This is a genomic window from Phenylobacterium sp. SCN 70-31 (assembly GCF_001724605.1).
Lineage (GTDB): Bacteria > Pseudomonadota > Alphaproteobacteria > Caulobacterales > Caulobacteraceae > Phenylobacterium.
This window is the reverse complement of sequence record NZ_MEEX01000006.1, coordinates 75,840-89,533: the sequence shown is the minus strand read 5'-3', so window position 1 is coordinate 89,533 and position 13,694 is coordinate 75,840. Positions and strand designations below refer to the sequence as shown.

The 13,694-nt window shown below is 68.9% G+C and carries 14 protein-coding genes; 9 read left to right on the top strand and 5 right to left on the bottom strand.

The window, feature by feature from the left end; genetic code table 11:
- Positions 1-133 precede the first annotated feature (133 nt).
- The 8 genes from ABS78_RS05755 to ABS78_RS05720 all read left to right on the top strand — a co-directional run bounded on the left by ABS78_RS05755 (position 134) and on the right by ABS78_RS05720 (position 8,602).
- Positions 134-1,369 carry an MFS transporter gene (locus ABS78_RS05755; protein ID WP_293375960.1) on the top strand — a complete coding sequence of 412 codons (1,236 nt, stop codon included), beginning with the start codon at positions 134-136 and terminating at the stop codon, positions 1,367-1,369.
- Entirely contained in the window at positions 1,366-2,568 is a 1,203-nt protein-coding gene (locus tag ABS78_RS05750; RefSeq protein ID WP_293375958.1) for an MFS transporter, read from the top strand. The genes ABS78_RS05755 and ABS78_RS05750 overlap by 4 nt, the downstream gene beginning before the upstream one ends.
- A gap of 111 nt (positions 2,569-2,679) precedes the next feature.
- Positions 2,680-3,036: a hypothetical protein gene (locus tag ABS78_RS05745; RefSeq protein WP_293375956.1), complete on the top strand. Its 357-nt coding sequence runs from the start codon at positions 2,680-2,682 to the stop codon at positions 3,034-3,036.
- A 173-nt stretch (positions 3,037-3,209) separates the two neighbouring features.
- Entirely contained in the window at positions 3,210-3,410 is a 201-nt protein-coding gene (gene rpmI / locus ABS78_RS05740; protein ID WP_293375954.1) for a 50S ribosomal protein L35, read from the top strand.
- 13 nt (positions 3,411-3,423) lie between these two features.
- Positions 3,424-3,780, top strand: coding sequence for a 50S ribosomal protein L20 (gene rplT / locus ABS78_RS05735; protein ID WP_293375952.1), 357 nt, complete (start codon positions 3,424-3,426; stop codon positions 3,778-3,780).
- Between the two features lie 250 nt (positions 3,781-4,030).
- Positions 4,031-5,140: a phenylalanine--tRNA ligase subunit alpha gene (pheS, locus tag ABS78_RS05730; protein ID WP_293375950.1), complete on the top strand. Its 1,110-nt coding sequence runs from the start codon at positions 4,031-4,033 to the stop codon at positions 5,138-5,140.
- Positions 5,137-8,001 (top strand): phenylalanine--tRNA ligase subunit beta, encoded by a 2,865-nt coding sequence (gene pheT / locus ABS78_RS05725; protein WP_293375948.1) that lies wholly within the window; start codon positions 5,137-5,139, stop codon positions 7,999-8,001. The genes pheS and pheT overlap by 4 nt, the downstream gene beginning before the upstream one ends.
- Before the next feature lie 46 nt (positions 8,002-8,047).
- Positions 8,048-8,602, top strand: coding sequence for a TIGR00645 family protein (locus ABS78_RS05720; RefSeq protein ID WP_293375946.1), 555 nt, complete (start codon positions 8,048-8,050; stop codon positions 8,600-8,602).
- Positions 8,603-8,694: 92 nt separating this feature from the next.
- On the opposite strand, the gene ABS78_RS05715 is transcribed toward ABS78_RS05720, so the two are convergent.
- On the bottom strand, positions 8,695-9,390 hold the full coding sequence (locus ABS78_RS05715; protein WP_293375944.1) for a PEPxxWA-CTERM sorting domain-containing protein: 696 nt from the start codon (positions 9,388-9,390) through the stop codon (positions 8,695-8,697).
- Positions 9,391-9,541: 151 nt separating this feature from the next.
- Positions 9,542-10,156 carry a DUF1134 domain-containing protein gene (locus ABS78_RS05710; RefSeq protein ID WP_293375942.1) on the bottom strand — a complete coding sequence of 205 codons (615 nt, stop codon included), beginning with the start codon at positions 10,154-10,156 and terminating at the stop codon, positions 9,542-9,544.
- A 213-nt stretch (positions 10,157-10,369) separates the two neighbouring features.
- On the opposite strand from ABS78_RS05710, the gene ABS78_RS05705 reads away from it, so the two are divergent.
- Complete coding sequence (locus ABS78_RS05705) at positions 10,370-10,954, top strand: GNAT family N-acetyltransferase (RefSeq protein ID WP_293375940.1); 585 nt, start codon at positions 10,370-10,372, stop codon at positions 10,952-10,954.
- A 6-nt stretch (positions 10,955-10,960) separates the two neighbouring features.
- Here ABS78_RS05705 and lepA read toward each other — a convergent pair whose 3' ends face one another.
- From lepA to ABS78_RS05690, 3 genes are all read right to left on the bottom strand, one after another.
- Positions 10,961-12,769 carry a translation elongation factor 4 gene (gene lepA, locus ABS78_RS05700; protein ID WP_293375938.1) on the bottom strand — a complete coding sequence of 603 codons (1,809 nt, stop codon included), beginning with the start codon at positions 12,767-12,769 and terminating at the stop codon, positions 10,961-10,963.
- A 71-nt stretch (positions 12,770-12,840) separates the two neighbouring features.
- The gene (locus tag ABS78_RS05695; RefSeq protein ID WP_293375936.1) at positions 12,841-13,209 is read right to left on the bottom strand and encodes a DUF2784 family protein; all 369 of its coding nucleotides are present in this window, start codon (positions 13,207-13,209) and stop codon (positions 12,841-12,843) included.
- A 56-nt stretch (positions 13,210-13,265) separates the two neighbouring features.
- Positions 13,266-13,460 carry a hypothetical protein gene (locus ABS78_RS05690; RefSeq protein ID WP_293375934.1) on the bottom strand — a complete coding sequence of 65 codons (195 nt, stop codon included), beginning with the start codon at positions 13,458-13,460 and terminating at the stop codon, positions 13,266-13,268.
- Between the last annotated feature and the right edge of the window lie 234 nt (positions 13,461-13,694).

The following is a 13,694-nucleotide window of genomic DNA, read 5'->3' as shown; positions in this document are numbered from 1 at the left end:
TCCCCTCTCAACGGACTCCCGGGCGGACCGTCCCGCGCGACTGTTGCGCCGAACCAACGGCCGGACCGGGATCGGCGCTCGCGGCTCGCGTCGCGGTTGCCCGCGTGGCCGGACGCGGCTTAACACCGTTCACATGACACCGACCGCATCCCCGGAGGCGGCGCCGCCCCGCTGGGCCGCGCTGTCGCTGATCGGGATCATCTTCCTGAACATGCTGGGCTTCGGGATCATCGTCCCGTTGCTGCCCTTCTACGCGAAATCGTTCGACGCCTCTCCCTGGCAGATCGCGCTGATCTTCTCCGCGTTCTCGGTCGGCACCTTCATCGGCGAACCGTTCTGGGGCCGGATGTCGGACAAGTACGGCCGCAAGCCGCTCCTGATCATGACCATCTGCGCCAACGGGCTCTGCTACCTGGCGCTGGCGTTTGCGCCGAACGCCTGGATCGCGTTCGTCATCCGGCTGGCGGGCGGCCTGTTCAGCGGCAACGGCTCGATCATCCAGGGCTATATCGCCGACGTCACGCCGCCCGAGCGCCGGACCCGCGCCATGAGCTGGATGGGAGCGGCGTGGAACGTGGGCCTGATCGTCGGCCCATTCCTGGGCGGCGTGTTCGCCAAGCCGTCGCTCGGGCCGATCGGGTTCCAGCTTCCGCTCTTCATCTCCGCCGGACTGTTCCTGACCTCGGCGCTGTTCATCCTGGCGTTCATCCGCGAGAGCCGCCAGCGCGACCTGACCAACAGCTACCGCCCCAATCGCTGGGCTGCGACCGGCGAAGCCGTGCGGCATCCCGTGATCGGACGGCTCATGCTTGTGACATTCCTGGTGGGTTTCGCCTTCACCGGCATCGAGTCGATCTTCGGCCTGTGGGCGCAGGAGCGCTACGGCTGGGGTCCGCGCGAGATCGGATGGGCCTTCATGTTCGTGGGAATCGCGTCCGCGTTCACTCAGCTCCTGCTGACCGGCCCGCTGTCCGAACGCTTCGGCCAGGCGCCCATGCTGGCCATCGGCATGGCGATCACCGTGATCTGCATCGGTTTGCAGCCGTTCTCCGCCAGCGGGACCATGACCATCGTCCTGATGTCGCTGTCGGCGTGCGGCCAGTCCGTCGCATGGCCGAACGTCAGCGCGATGATCTCCGAGACCGCCGATCCCCACAGGCAGGGACAGATCCTGGGACTGAACAACGCCACCGGCGCCCTGGCGCGCGTCGCGGGACCGCTGTGCGCGGGGCTGAGTTTCGCGGGACTCAGCATCCACGCGCCGTTCTTCCAGGGCGCCCTCGTGGTCGTTCCGGCCATATGGCTGGCCCTGGCCGCGGGTCGGAGAGCGACGGCCTGGCGCGCGACGCAGCCGAGCCCGTCGCCATGAGCCAGCCCGCCCGCAATGAAGAACGGCGAGCCCTGGCGGTCCTGCTGTCGGTGATCTTCCTGATGATCGCGGGCTTCGGCCTGGTCATCCCGCTCCTGCCTTTCTTCGCCAAGGCGTTCGACGCTCCGGCCTGGCAGATCACCCTGCTCTTCTCGGCCTTTTCGTTCGGCCAGTTCCTGGGCGAACCGTTCTGGGGCCGCCTCTCGGACCGGATCGGCCGGAGGCCGGTGCTGCTGATCACCATCACGGCCGTAGGCGTCAGCTACGCGGCGCTGGCGTTCGCCCCGAACATCGGCTGGGCGTTCGCCATCCGCTTCCTGACCGGCGTCTTCGCCGGCAATATCTCGACGCTGCAAGGCGCCCTGGCCGATATCACCCCGCCCGACAAGCGCGCCGGCCGCATGGGGATCATGGGCGCCGCGTTCAGCGCCGGCTTCGTCATGGGCCCCGCCATCGGCGGCCTCCTGGCTCAGCCCGAACGCGGCGCCCTGGGCTTCCAGCTACCCCTCCTGGCCGCGGCGGGCTTCACCTTCGCCTCCGCCCTTGCGGTGCTGCTGTTCGTCCGCGAACACCGCGCCGCGCCGCGCGGGCCGACCACGCGCCGGGGCCGCCTGGCCGGACTTCACGAGGCCACCGCGGACCCGATCGTCAGCCGCATGCTGCTGATCAGCTTCATCGTGATGGCAGGCTTCGCCGGGATCGAGGCCACCTACGGCCTGTGGACCGAGGCGCGGTTCGGCTGGGGCCCGCGCGAGATTGGCCTGGCCTTCATGGTCATCGGCCTGCTGGGCGCGGTGTGCCAGGGATGGCTGTCCGGCTGGATGGCCCGGGCGTTCGGTGAAGCGCGAACGCTGGCGGCCGGGCTCGCTCTGATGGGGATCGGGCTCGCGACCCAGTGGCTCTCGCCGAACTGGCCGATGGCCATGGTGGGGTTCGCCTTCGTGTGCGTGGGCCAGTCGATCTGCTTTCCGAACGTCTCGGCCCTGATCTCTCGCGCCGCGCCCGCAGACCGGCAGGGCGAGATGCTGGGCCTCAACATGAGCGGCATGGCGCTGGCCCGCATCGGCGGTCCGGTGGGCGCCGGCCAGCTCTTCTCTACGGTCTCGCCCGGCGCGCCCTTTGCAGCTTCGGCGCTGCTGATCCTGCCGGCGTTGTGGCTGGCCCGCAGCGTCATCCGGCGAGCGCCACGCCTGGCCTGAGCGCCGTTGGCCTGAGCCACGCCCGCTCACGCAATCGTCAAGCTGGGGGTCTCGCGCAGGCCGGCGGGCGGACGCTATCTAGTGCGCCCATCGATCAGGAGACGACATCGGATGAACAACCTCGGCGCCATTCTCGTGGTCTGCAACGACGAGGCCTATGCCAGCGACCTCATCGGCAAGCTGCACGACAAGGGCGCCAGCGTGGTGGGGCCGGTCACCCAGGCCAGCGTGGCCCTGGCGCTCGCCGCCCAGACCTCGCCCAGCATGGCCATCGTCACCCATCCCCTGACCGGCCGGCGCGACGCCGAGGAACTGGCGCGCGAACTGCACGACACCTGGGGGGTCCGCTCCCTGGTGCTCGACGAGGCCATGCCCGGCTCCCAGAAGGTGGGCGAACAGCCCTGGCTGCCCGAGGCCGATGAACTCACCCGCCTGCAGCAGGTGTTGGGGACCGTCGGCGCAGCCTGAGTCGCGGGCCGACCCGCCGGCGCCCTGGCTTTTGGCGCCCTGTCGTCCCTCAGCCTTGCCTTTCACGGGCCTTTCCGCTACTAGCCCGCCCCTTCGGAACCGCCTGGCCCCAAGGCATGCCATGGCAGTTCATCAACACGACCAGAGGACGGGGTTTTCGAACTCCGAGTGAAATGCCGAAACTGAAGACCAAGTCGGGCGTGAAAAAGCGCTTCAAGATGACGGCGTCTGGAAAGCTGAAGGCCGGCGTCGCCGGCAAGCGCCACCGCCTCATCAGCCACAACGGCAAGTACATCCGTCAGAACCGCGGGACCAAGGTGATGAGCGAGGCCGACGCCAAGATCATCAAGCTCTGGCTCCCCTACGGCCTCTAAGGAGAACTGACAGATGGCTCGCGTCAAAAGGGGCGTCGTCGCCCACGCCAAGCACAAGAAGGTTCTCGAGCAGGCCAAGGGCTTCTACGGGCGCCGCAAGAACACCATCCGCACCGCCAAGGCGGCCGTGGACCGTGCCGGCCAGTACGCCTACCGCGACCGCAAGGTTCGCAAGCGCAACTTCCGTTCGCTGTGGATCCAGCGGATCAACGCCGCGGCGCGCCTGGAAGGCTTCACCTACTCGCAGTTTATTCACGGCCTTGAGAAGGCCGGGATCGAGATCGACCGCAAGGTCCTCGCCGACGTCGCCGGCGCCGACCCGACCGCTTTCAAGGCCATCGCCGACAAGGTTCGCGCCGCGCTGGCTTAAGGAGCTGCGGATCATTCGATCCGACTGTTTCTGAAAAGCCCTCCGGCCGAACCGCCGGAGGGCTTTTTGCTGCTCGCTCCTCCCCCGTCGCGCAGGCGACGGGGGAGGTGGCGGCGAAGCCGACGGAGGGGGCGCGAGGCCGGGAGCTCAGCGTCCGCCGCCGGACACCCCCTCCCCCTCCTCCGAACTCTTCGGTTGGGGCGAGGAGCGGGTTCCACTCCACACCAACGTCATCTAGGACGAGCGTCCCATGACCGACTATTCCGAACTCGCGCGCACGCTGGACGAACGGATCGCCGCCGCCGCGGACCTCGCCACCCTGGACGCCATCCGCGTCGAGGCCCTGGGCAAGACCGGGACCATCTCCGAACTGCTGAAGTCGCTCGGCAAGATGAGCCCCGACGAACGCCGCGAGCAGGGGCCGAAGATCAACGGCCTGCGCGACGAGGTCGCCGCCCACATCGCCCGCCGCAGGGCCGCCCTCGAGACCGCCGAGCTGGATGCGCGCCTCGCCTCCGAGCGCGTGGATCTCTCCCTGCCGCCGCCGCCCGAGCGGCGCGGGCGGGTGCATCCCACCATGCAGGTCATGGACGAGATGATCGCCGTCTTCGCCGAGATGGGCTTCTCGCTCGCCGAGGGGCCCGACATCGAGGACGACTTCCACAATTTCACCGCGCTCAACTTCCCGCCGAAGCATCCCGCCCGGGAGATGCACGACACCTTCTGGCTGCCCGTGAACGAAAAGGGCGAGCGCAAGGTCCTGCGCACCCACACCAGCCCCGTCCAGGTGCGCGTGATGCAGCGGCTCAACGAGAAGCTCCCGTCCTGGATCGCCGGCGGCCAGGAGCCGCCGATCCGGGTGATCGTGCCGGGCCGCACCTATCGCTCGGATTCCGACGCCACCCACACGCCGATGTTCCACCAGCTCGAAGGCCTGGTCATCGACCGCGACATCCACATGGGCCACCTGAAGTGGACGCTGGACCAGTTCATCGCCCGCTACTTCGAGACGCCGGTGGTCGAGACGCGGTTCCGGCCGCACCACTTCCCGTTCACCGAGCCCAGCGCCGAGATGGACGTGCGCTGCGACCGCTCGGGCGGCGACGTGAAGATCGGCCAGGGCGCCGACTGGATGGAGATCGTGGGCTGCGGGATGGTGCATCCCAACGTGCTGCGGAACTGCGGCCTCGACCCGGACCAGTGGCAGGGCTTCGCGTTCGGCTTCGGCGTCGATCGGCTGGGGATGCTGAAGTACGGCATGCCCGACCTGCGCGACATGTTCGCCAGCGACGTCCGCTGGCTGGAGCACTTCGGCTTCTCGGCCTTCCAGGCCCCGAACCCGGCGACGGGGCTGTCGTGACCGAAGCCCCCGTTCAGGACTGGCGGTCGCTGGAGAGCTTCGCGTTCGGCGATAGCCCGGAGATGGCCGACCGTTTGCTGGGCTTCGTGCTGGCGGGCGCGAAGACGGCCACCTGCTGGTCGGTCGCCGACGGCCAGCAGACCCATGTGGGCAAGCGCATGGTCGTGAAGGACGGCGCCGGGCGACCGCGCGCGGTCGTCGAGACCGCGTCGCTGGAGCAGATGCGCTTCCGCGACGTGCCCTGGGCGTTCGCCGAGGCCGAGGGCGAGGGTGACTCCTGCCTCGAGGACTGGCGCGACGGCCACCAGGCCTATTTCACCCGCAACGGCGGTTTCTCGCCCGAGAGCGCCCTCCCCTCACCCTTGCGGGGAGGGGTCGGGGGGGGGGGGGCTCACGCCGGCGGCGCGGGATGCTCAACCAGCCCCAGCGCCGACACCCCCACTCCCAACCCTCTCCCCGCAGGGGGGAGAGGGCTCAAGCGAGCTCGCACGATGAAGTTCACGCTCTCCTGGCTCAAGGAACACCTCGATACCGACGCCGGCGTCGATCAGGTCGTCGCGGCCATGACCATGGCCGGCCTCGAGGTCGAACACGTCGAGAACCCCGCCCAGAAGCTGGCGGCGTTCACGGTCGCCAGGATCGTCGAGGCGACGCAGCACCCCAACGCCGACAAGCTGCGGGTCTGCCAGGTCGATACGAAGGACGGCCGGCTGGAGATCGTCTGCGGCGCGCCGAACGCGCGGGCGGGCCTGACCACCATCTATGCCCCGATCAGCGCCCATGTGCCCGGCAGCGGGATCACCCTGGAGGCCCGCCCTGTCCGCGGCGTGGTCTCGAACGGCATGCTCTGCTCGGCCAAGGAGCTGGAGGTCGCCGACGACTCCGACGGCATCGTCGAACTGTCCGACGACCTGGCCGTAGGCGTGTCGGCCGCCGAGGCGTTCGGCCTGGAGGCGGTGATCGACTTCGAGGTCACGCCCAACCGGCCCGACTGGCTGGGCGTGCGCGGCATCGCCCGCGACCTGGCCGCCGCCGGCCTGGGAACGCTGAAGCCCGACCCGGTCCAGCCGGTGAAGGGCGCCTTCCCCTGCCCCATCGAGATCCGCGTCGACGGCGACGCCTGTCCGGTCTTCGCCGGCCGGCTGATCCGCGGCGTGAAGAACGGTCCCTCGCCGGCATGGCTGCAGCAGCGGCTGGCCAGCGTAGGCTTGCGCCCGATCAACGCCCTGGTCGACGTCACCAATCTCATCTCCTACGACCGCGCGCGCCCGCTGCACGTCTACGACGCCAGGAAGTTGACTGGCCCGGTCATCGAGGCCCGCCTGGGCCGGGACGGCGAGACGCTGGCGGCCCTCGACGGCGAGACCTATGCCGTCGGTCCCGAGGTCTGCGTCATCGCCGACGGCTCGGGCGCCATCGGCCTTGGCGGCGTCATGGGCGGCGAGTCCACCAAGTCGCTGGAAGACACCACCGACGTCTTCGTGGAAAGCGCCTGGTTCGACCCGATCCGCACGGCCCAGGCCGGCCGTTCGCTCGGGATCACCTCGGACGCCCAATACCGCTTCGCCCGCGGCGTCGATCCCCAGTCGGTCGTCTCCGGCCTGGAGCAGGCGACGCAACTGATCCTCGACATCTGCGGCGGCGAGCCGTCCGAGATCCGCGTGGCTGGCCACGCGCCCGCCCCGCCCGAGGCCATCGTCTTCGACAGAGCCTATGTGAAGAAGCTGTCGGGCCTGGACGTGACGCCGGCCCGGATCGACGAGATCCTGATCCGGCTGGGTTTCGCCGTGGACGGCGACGCCGTGACCCCGCCGTCCTGGCGCCGCGACGTCGAGGGCAAGGCCGACCTGGTGGAGGAAGTGGCGCGGATCGAGGGCTTCGAGGCCCTGCCGTCCACGCCCCTTCCGCCGATGCCGCGCGCATCGGGCGGCGTGCTCACCCTGCGCCAGCGCCGGATGCGCGACGCCCGCCGCGCCCTGGCGGCCCGCGGCTACGCCGAAGCGGTCACCTGGAGCTTCCTGCGCGAGGCCTGGGCCAAGCTGTTCGGCGGCGGCGATCCCCGGCTGGTGCTGACCAACCCCATCGCATCCGACCTCTCGACCATGCGCCCCTCGGCGCTGCCGAACCTGATCGACGCGGCCGCCCGCAACGCCCGCAAGGGCTTCCCCGACGCCGCCCTCTTCGAGGTGGGTCCGAACTTCCGCGGCGACGAACCGGCCGACCAGTGGACGGCGGTCACCGCGCTGCTGGCGCCGCACGGCGCCCGGCACTGGGCCAAGTCCGCCGGCGATCCGCTGTTCGCGCTCAAGGCCGACCTGCTGGCGCTGCTGGACGACCTGGGCGCGCCGTCCCTCCAGATCGTCCAGGGCCAGAACGCGCCCTGGTGGCATCCCGGCCGCTCGGCCCGGCTCCAACTCGGCCCCAAGGTGGTGGTCGCCGAGTTCGGCGAACTACATCCGGCGGTGCTCAAGGCGATCGACGCAGAAGGGCCGATGCTGGCCTTCGAGATCGCCCTGGACGCCATTCCCGAGCCGAAGAAGAAGGGCGTGAAGACCAAGCCCGCGCTGGAGCTTTCGCCGCTCATGCCGCTCAGCCGCGACTTCGCCTTCCTGGTGGACGCTGCAACGCCGGCCGGCGATCTGGTGCGGCCGCTGCTGGGCGTGGACAAGACGCTCATCGCCGAGGCGCGCGTCTTCGATGTCTATGCCGGCGCCGGCGTGCCCGAAGGACAGAAGTCCGTGGGAATCGAGGTGGTCATCCAGCCGCGCGACAAGACCCTGACGGATGGTGAGATCGAGTCCCTGTCCGCCCGTATCGTCACCGCCGCCGAGAAGGCCGTGGGCGCGAAGCTGCGCGGGTAGCCGGAGCCCCGTTGCGTGGGATGCGCGAGCCGCTATCTAGGCGGCCATGAGCCAGCCCCCCACGCAACGCCCCCGATCGATCAAGCCGCTGCTCGAGCACTATCTGGAGCTCGGCCTGTTCCGTTCGCGCTGGCTCATGGCGCCGTTCTACGTGGGCCTGGTCGTCGCGCTGGGCGCGCTGCTGATCGTCTTCACGAACGAGGCGATCCACGAACTGTCGAACGTCATGACCATGAGCGCCGAGGAGGCGATCCTGATGGTGCTGGCGCTCATCGACCTGTCGCTCGCGGGCAACCTTCTGCTGATCGTGATCTTCTCGGGCTACGAGAATTTCGTCTCCAAGATCGACACCGGCGACGACGAGGACCGGCCGGGCTGGATGGGCACGGTCGATTTCTCGGGCCTGAAGATGAAGCTGATCGCCTCGATCGTGGCCATCAGCGCCATCGCGCTGCTGAAAGCGTTCATGGAACTGGCCGAGGGCAAGGAGATCCCCGACCGCCACCTGATGTGGCTGGTGACGATCCACATCGTCTTCGTGGTCTCGGGCGTGCTGCTCGCCTTGATGGACTGGCTGGCGGGCAAGGCCGAGAAGCACTGAGCCGCGCCGCTTCGGCGTCCGCCCGCCGGCCCGAACCGCCGCCGCCCCACGGCGCGCAGGGCGGCAGGCGGATGGTGTCAGGCGGGACGACGTCAGGCGGCCGAGAGGCCCCGGCGACGACGCAGCGCCGCCCCGGCGAAGCCGAAACCGGCGATCATCAGGGCCCAGGTCTCCGGCTCGGGAACGACACCGCCGGGATCGGTCGGCACGAACGTTCCCCGCACCGCGGTCTGGAAGTCGTCGGTGGGCGAATACTCGTTGCCGCCGGCGAACGCCACCTGGGCGCGGACGGCGCCCTGGGTGGTGCTGACGAGGCCGAAGAAGCCGAAGGACGCCGCCGAGGTCACGCTCTCGATGACGTTGTCATCGACGTCGAAGAAGGTGAGGGTCAAGGTGTCGTCCCCGCCCACGTTCCACATCCCCAGGCCGAAGAAATAGTCGCCGCTGTTGAGCGGGACGATGTTCAGCGGCCCCCGGGCGGGCAGCGAATAGTCCCGGTCGTTCAGCAGGTTGTTCGGCCCCGAGCGCACCACGCCGCCCGTCTGGGCGTAAGGCTGGACCGTGGGCTGGGTCCCGTCGTCCAGGGGCAGGAACCGGATGCCCAGCGACGGCATGGCGCCCACATCGCCGTAGGTGGGGGTCGCAGCCGTATCCCAGGTCTCAAGCGCATACACGTTGAGGACCGCGGCCCGCCAGGCCGCCTCGTCCGTAAAGGCCGTCGCCTGCGCCGCGCCGGCCGTGACGCCGGACAACGCCAGTCCGGCGAGCATCCCGATCGAAAGTCTCATCAGCCCACTCCACATCCTGGAACAATGGGCCCCCGCAACGAACCACGTTCGTCGACTATAGATCGACTGAACGCCGCCCCCCGCACAAGTCAATGCAGACTCGCCTAATGCGCGAGTCCCGACGGCGTCGGCGGGCGGGTCCGCGCAGGCTTCAGAACGGGATGATATTCCGCTTCCGCGTATAGGCCAGGTACCCGACGTTGGCGCCGAGGCGGAGCCCCACGCCGGCGCGGATGGGAGCGAGCGTGATTTCCTCGGCGCGCTGATAGTTCACGCCCAGTCCGCCCACGAGATAGGCCGAGCCCTCGACGCCCGGGAAACGCTGGTAGATCATCTCCGGGACATGGAGGTTGTAGCAGAGGGTGAAGACGCGGCTGGCGTTGCCGCCCCAGTCCCAGCCGATGGAGGGGCCCTGCCAGAAGACCTCCTGAGCCTGACGGTCCTTCATGTACATCAGGCCGCGGCCGTAACGCAGACCCAGCACGAACGAGCCCGAGCCCTCTTCGCCCGCGATGTAGGCGGTGGGACGGCCGTTGCTGGCGAACAGGCGCTCGACCGCCGCGCCGGCGGCCTCGGCGGTCACGCCCAGGAAGTCGGAGACGCTGCGGACGATCTCGTCCTGACTGTAGGTCTCGGTCGGTCCGCCCGACGCATAGGAGGGCGAACTGTTGGGCGGCGGAGGCGCCTCGGCCCCGCGCTGCGCCCAGGCCAACCCTGGTGCGCCCACCGTGGCCAGCCCCGAAACGATGAGTGTGCGTCGGTCCATGGGCGCGTCTCCGCCTCCAAGTTCGTGAATCGGGTTTCCGCCCCGTCCTGGATGGCCGGCCCAGCCTTAACGGCCGATTAACCACGTTCGGGCGGGCGACGGTTTCGTCCTTGCTGCCTTCAGGGGCTTGCCCCCGGGCGCAACTTCGTCGTCCATGACGGCAAAGATGAGACGGGCGTCAGGAATTCTCTCCGCGCTCGCGAGGAGGGGACGATGAGCCGAGAGCCGCAGGTGGAGCGGGCGACCGATGCGGCCGTCGCCGCCGGAACGCTGACAGCGGGGTTCATGGCCGATCCGGTCATGCGCTGGATCTTCGACACGCCCCAGAAGTATCTCACCGGCTTCCCGCGGTTCGCAGCCGCCATGCACGGCGCGGCCTTCGCGCACGACATGACCTTCCAGGTCGGCGATCACGCCGGCGTCGCCATCTGGCTGCCGCCCGGCGTCCAGGGCGACTCGGAGGGCGTGGTCGCCGCCATCCAGGACAAGGTGGCGCCGGAGAAGATGCCGGAGATGTTCGAAATCGCCGCCCAGGTGGGTGGAGCGCATCCCGACTATCCGCACTGGTACCTGCCCTGGCTGGCGGTGGATCCGGCGCGCCAGAGCCAGGGCCTGGGCGCGCGGCTGATGAAGCACTCGCTCAGGATCGTCGATGAATCCGGCCTGCCCGCGTGGCTGGAATCCCCCAACCCGCGGAACATCCCCTTCTACGAGCGCCACGGCTTCGAGGTCGTGGGCCGCACCCAGACGGCCACCGCCCCGCCGATCCACTGGATGCTGCGGCCGGGTCGGGGCTGAGGCCCTTCAGTCCGCGTCCATCTTCAGGGCGGCGATGAAGGCTTCCTGCGGGATCTCCACCTTGCCGAACTGACGCATGCGCTTCTTGCCCTCCTTCTGCTTGTCGAGGAGCTTGCGCTTGCGGGAAGCGTCGCCGCCGTAGCACTTGGCCGTCACGTCCTTGCGCAGCGCACGGACCGTCTCGCGGGCGATGATCCGGCCGCCGATGGCCGCCTGGATCGGAATCTGGAACATGTGCGGGGGGATGAGTTCCTTCATCTTCTCGACCATGCCCCGGCCACGGCTCTCGGCCCGGTCGCGGTGGACCAGCATGGAGAGCGCGTCCACGGGCTCGGCGTTCACCAGGATCGACATCTTCACGAGATCGCCGACCCGGTACTCCTCGATCGAATAGTCGAAGGACGCATAGCCCTTCGAGATCGACTTCAGGCGGTCGTAGAAGTCGAACACCACCTCGTTCAGCGGCAGGTCGTAGACCACCATGGCGCGGTTGCCCACGTAGCTCAGCTCGCGCTGCTGCCCGCGGCGGTCCTGGCACAGCTTGATGATCGCGCCGAGATAGTCGTCCGGCGTGAAGATCGTGGCCTTGATCCACGGCTCGGCGATGCTCTCGATCTTCACCGGATCCGGCAGGTCGGCCGGGTTGTGGAGCTCGATCTCGCCGCCGCCGTGGGCGAGCTGAATCTTGTAGACCACCGACGGCGCCGTCGCGATCAGGTCGAGGTCGAATTCGCGGCTGAGCCGCTCCTGGATGATCTCCAGGTGGAGCAGCCCCAGGAACCCGCAGCGGAAGCCGAAGCCCAGCGCCGCGCTGGTCTCCATCTCGTAGGTGAAGCTGGCGTCGTTCAGGCGCAGGCGGCCGATGGCGGCGCGCAGATCCTCGAAGTCGGCCGCATCGACGGGGAAGAGGCCGCAGAACACCACCGGCTGCACTTCGCGGAAGCCCGCGAGCGGCTTGTCGGTGGGCTTCCGCTCGTCGGTGATGGTGTCGCCCACGGCCGCGTGGGCCACCTCCTTGATCGAGGCGGTGATATAGCCCACCTCGCCCGGCCCCAGCTCAGCCACATCGGTCTGCTTGGGCCGGAACACGCCCAGACGGTCGATCTGATACTGGGCGCCGGTCTGCATCATCTTGACCTTCTGGCCGACCTTCAGCGTCCCGTCGAAGACCCGGACCAGCACCACCACGCCCAGGTACTGGTCGTACCAGGCGTCCACCAGCAGGGCCTTGAGCGGCGCGTCACGATCACCCTTGGGCGGCGGCAGGCGCTTCACGACCGCCTCCAGCACGTCGTGAATGCCGACGCCGGACTTGGCCGAGCATTCCACGGCGTCGGACGCGTCCAGGCCGATCACATCCTCGATCTGCTGGCGCACCCGCTCGGGCTCGGCGGCCGGAAGGTCGATCTTGTTCAGGACCGGGACGATCTCGTGATTGTTGTCGATGGCCTGGTAGACGTTGGCCAGCGTCTGGGCCTCCACGCCCTGCGAGGCGTCCACCACCAGGATCGAGCCCTCGCAGGCCGCCAGCGACCGGCTGACCTCATAGGCGAAGTCGACGTGCCCGGGCGTGTCCATCAGGTTGAGGATGTAGGTCTCGCCGTCATCGGCCTTGTAGTGCAGGCGCACGGTCTGGGCCTTGATGGTGATCCCGCGCTCGCGCTCGATCTCCATGTTGTCGAGCACCTGCTCGGACATCTCGCGGGCGGTCAGCGCGCCCGTCTCCTGGATCAGGCGGTCGGAGAGCGTGGACTTGCCATGGTCGATGTGCGCGACGATCGAGAAGTTGCGGATCTTGTCGAGGGGCGTGGTCATTGTGGCGCCCCTCTAGCACACCCCGCGCCCCGCGCTAGCGCGCCGCCTGTCGCGGGCGGACCGGCCCGCCGTCAGCGCGGAGGTATCCATCGCCACAGCGCGACCACGTAGGCCAGCACCACGACATAGCCCGCGGCGAACACCCAGGCCGGCAGCGGCCAGTAGATCAGGCCGTTCACCCATCGCATGATCAAGGGGTCGGCCGCACCGCCACCCGTCAGCGCCGCTTGCCAGTCGGTCAGGAAACAGGCCCGACCCAGCACCGCCTGCAACGCCACCGCAGCGAGCGATCCCAGGTGCAGAGCGCGCAGCCAGCGCAGCCGCACCCAGCGCCATCCCACGGCTGCGCCTGCGGGCACGAGGACCAAACCCGCCACATTGAAGGCGATCACGACCACATGGACCGCGAGCACGACCTGGCCGAGGGCGGCGGGACTCATCCCCGCAATATGCGCCTGACGATCGGCTGGCGCAGCCGCCGGCCGCCGTCAGCCCTTCAGAGCTGGTTGTACTCGCCGCAGCTGCACTTCACGACCACATCGTTGAGAAAGGTGCGGTCGGCGCGGATGAGTTCGGTGCGGCACGCGCCGCAGGCGAACGCCGAGCCCTCGCCGTCGCGCGGCGCTTCCTCGGCGAGGAGGAGGGTGCGGCGGCCCACGAACAGGCCCGGGAAGGTACGCAACTCGATCATCACTCTGCTCCAGTATGGGTCGTAGGACCGACCCACGGGCGCTGCACTGCAAAAGCCATTCTACGAATTTCTATTGCAGCGCAATGACGGCCTTCGAGATTCACTCCTCAGGCGAGGCCGAGCGCCCGAATGGCGCATCCGGATGGTGCGCAGGCGCCGCAAAAGCGCCCAGGCTTGACGACAAAGGCGGCGTGACCGACCTAAGCTCGACCACGCGCCTCGGACGTGGTCCCG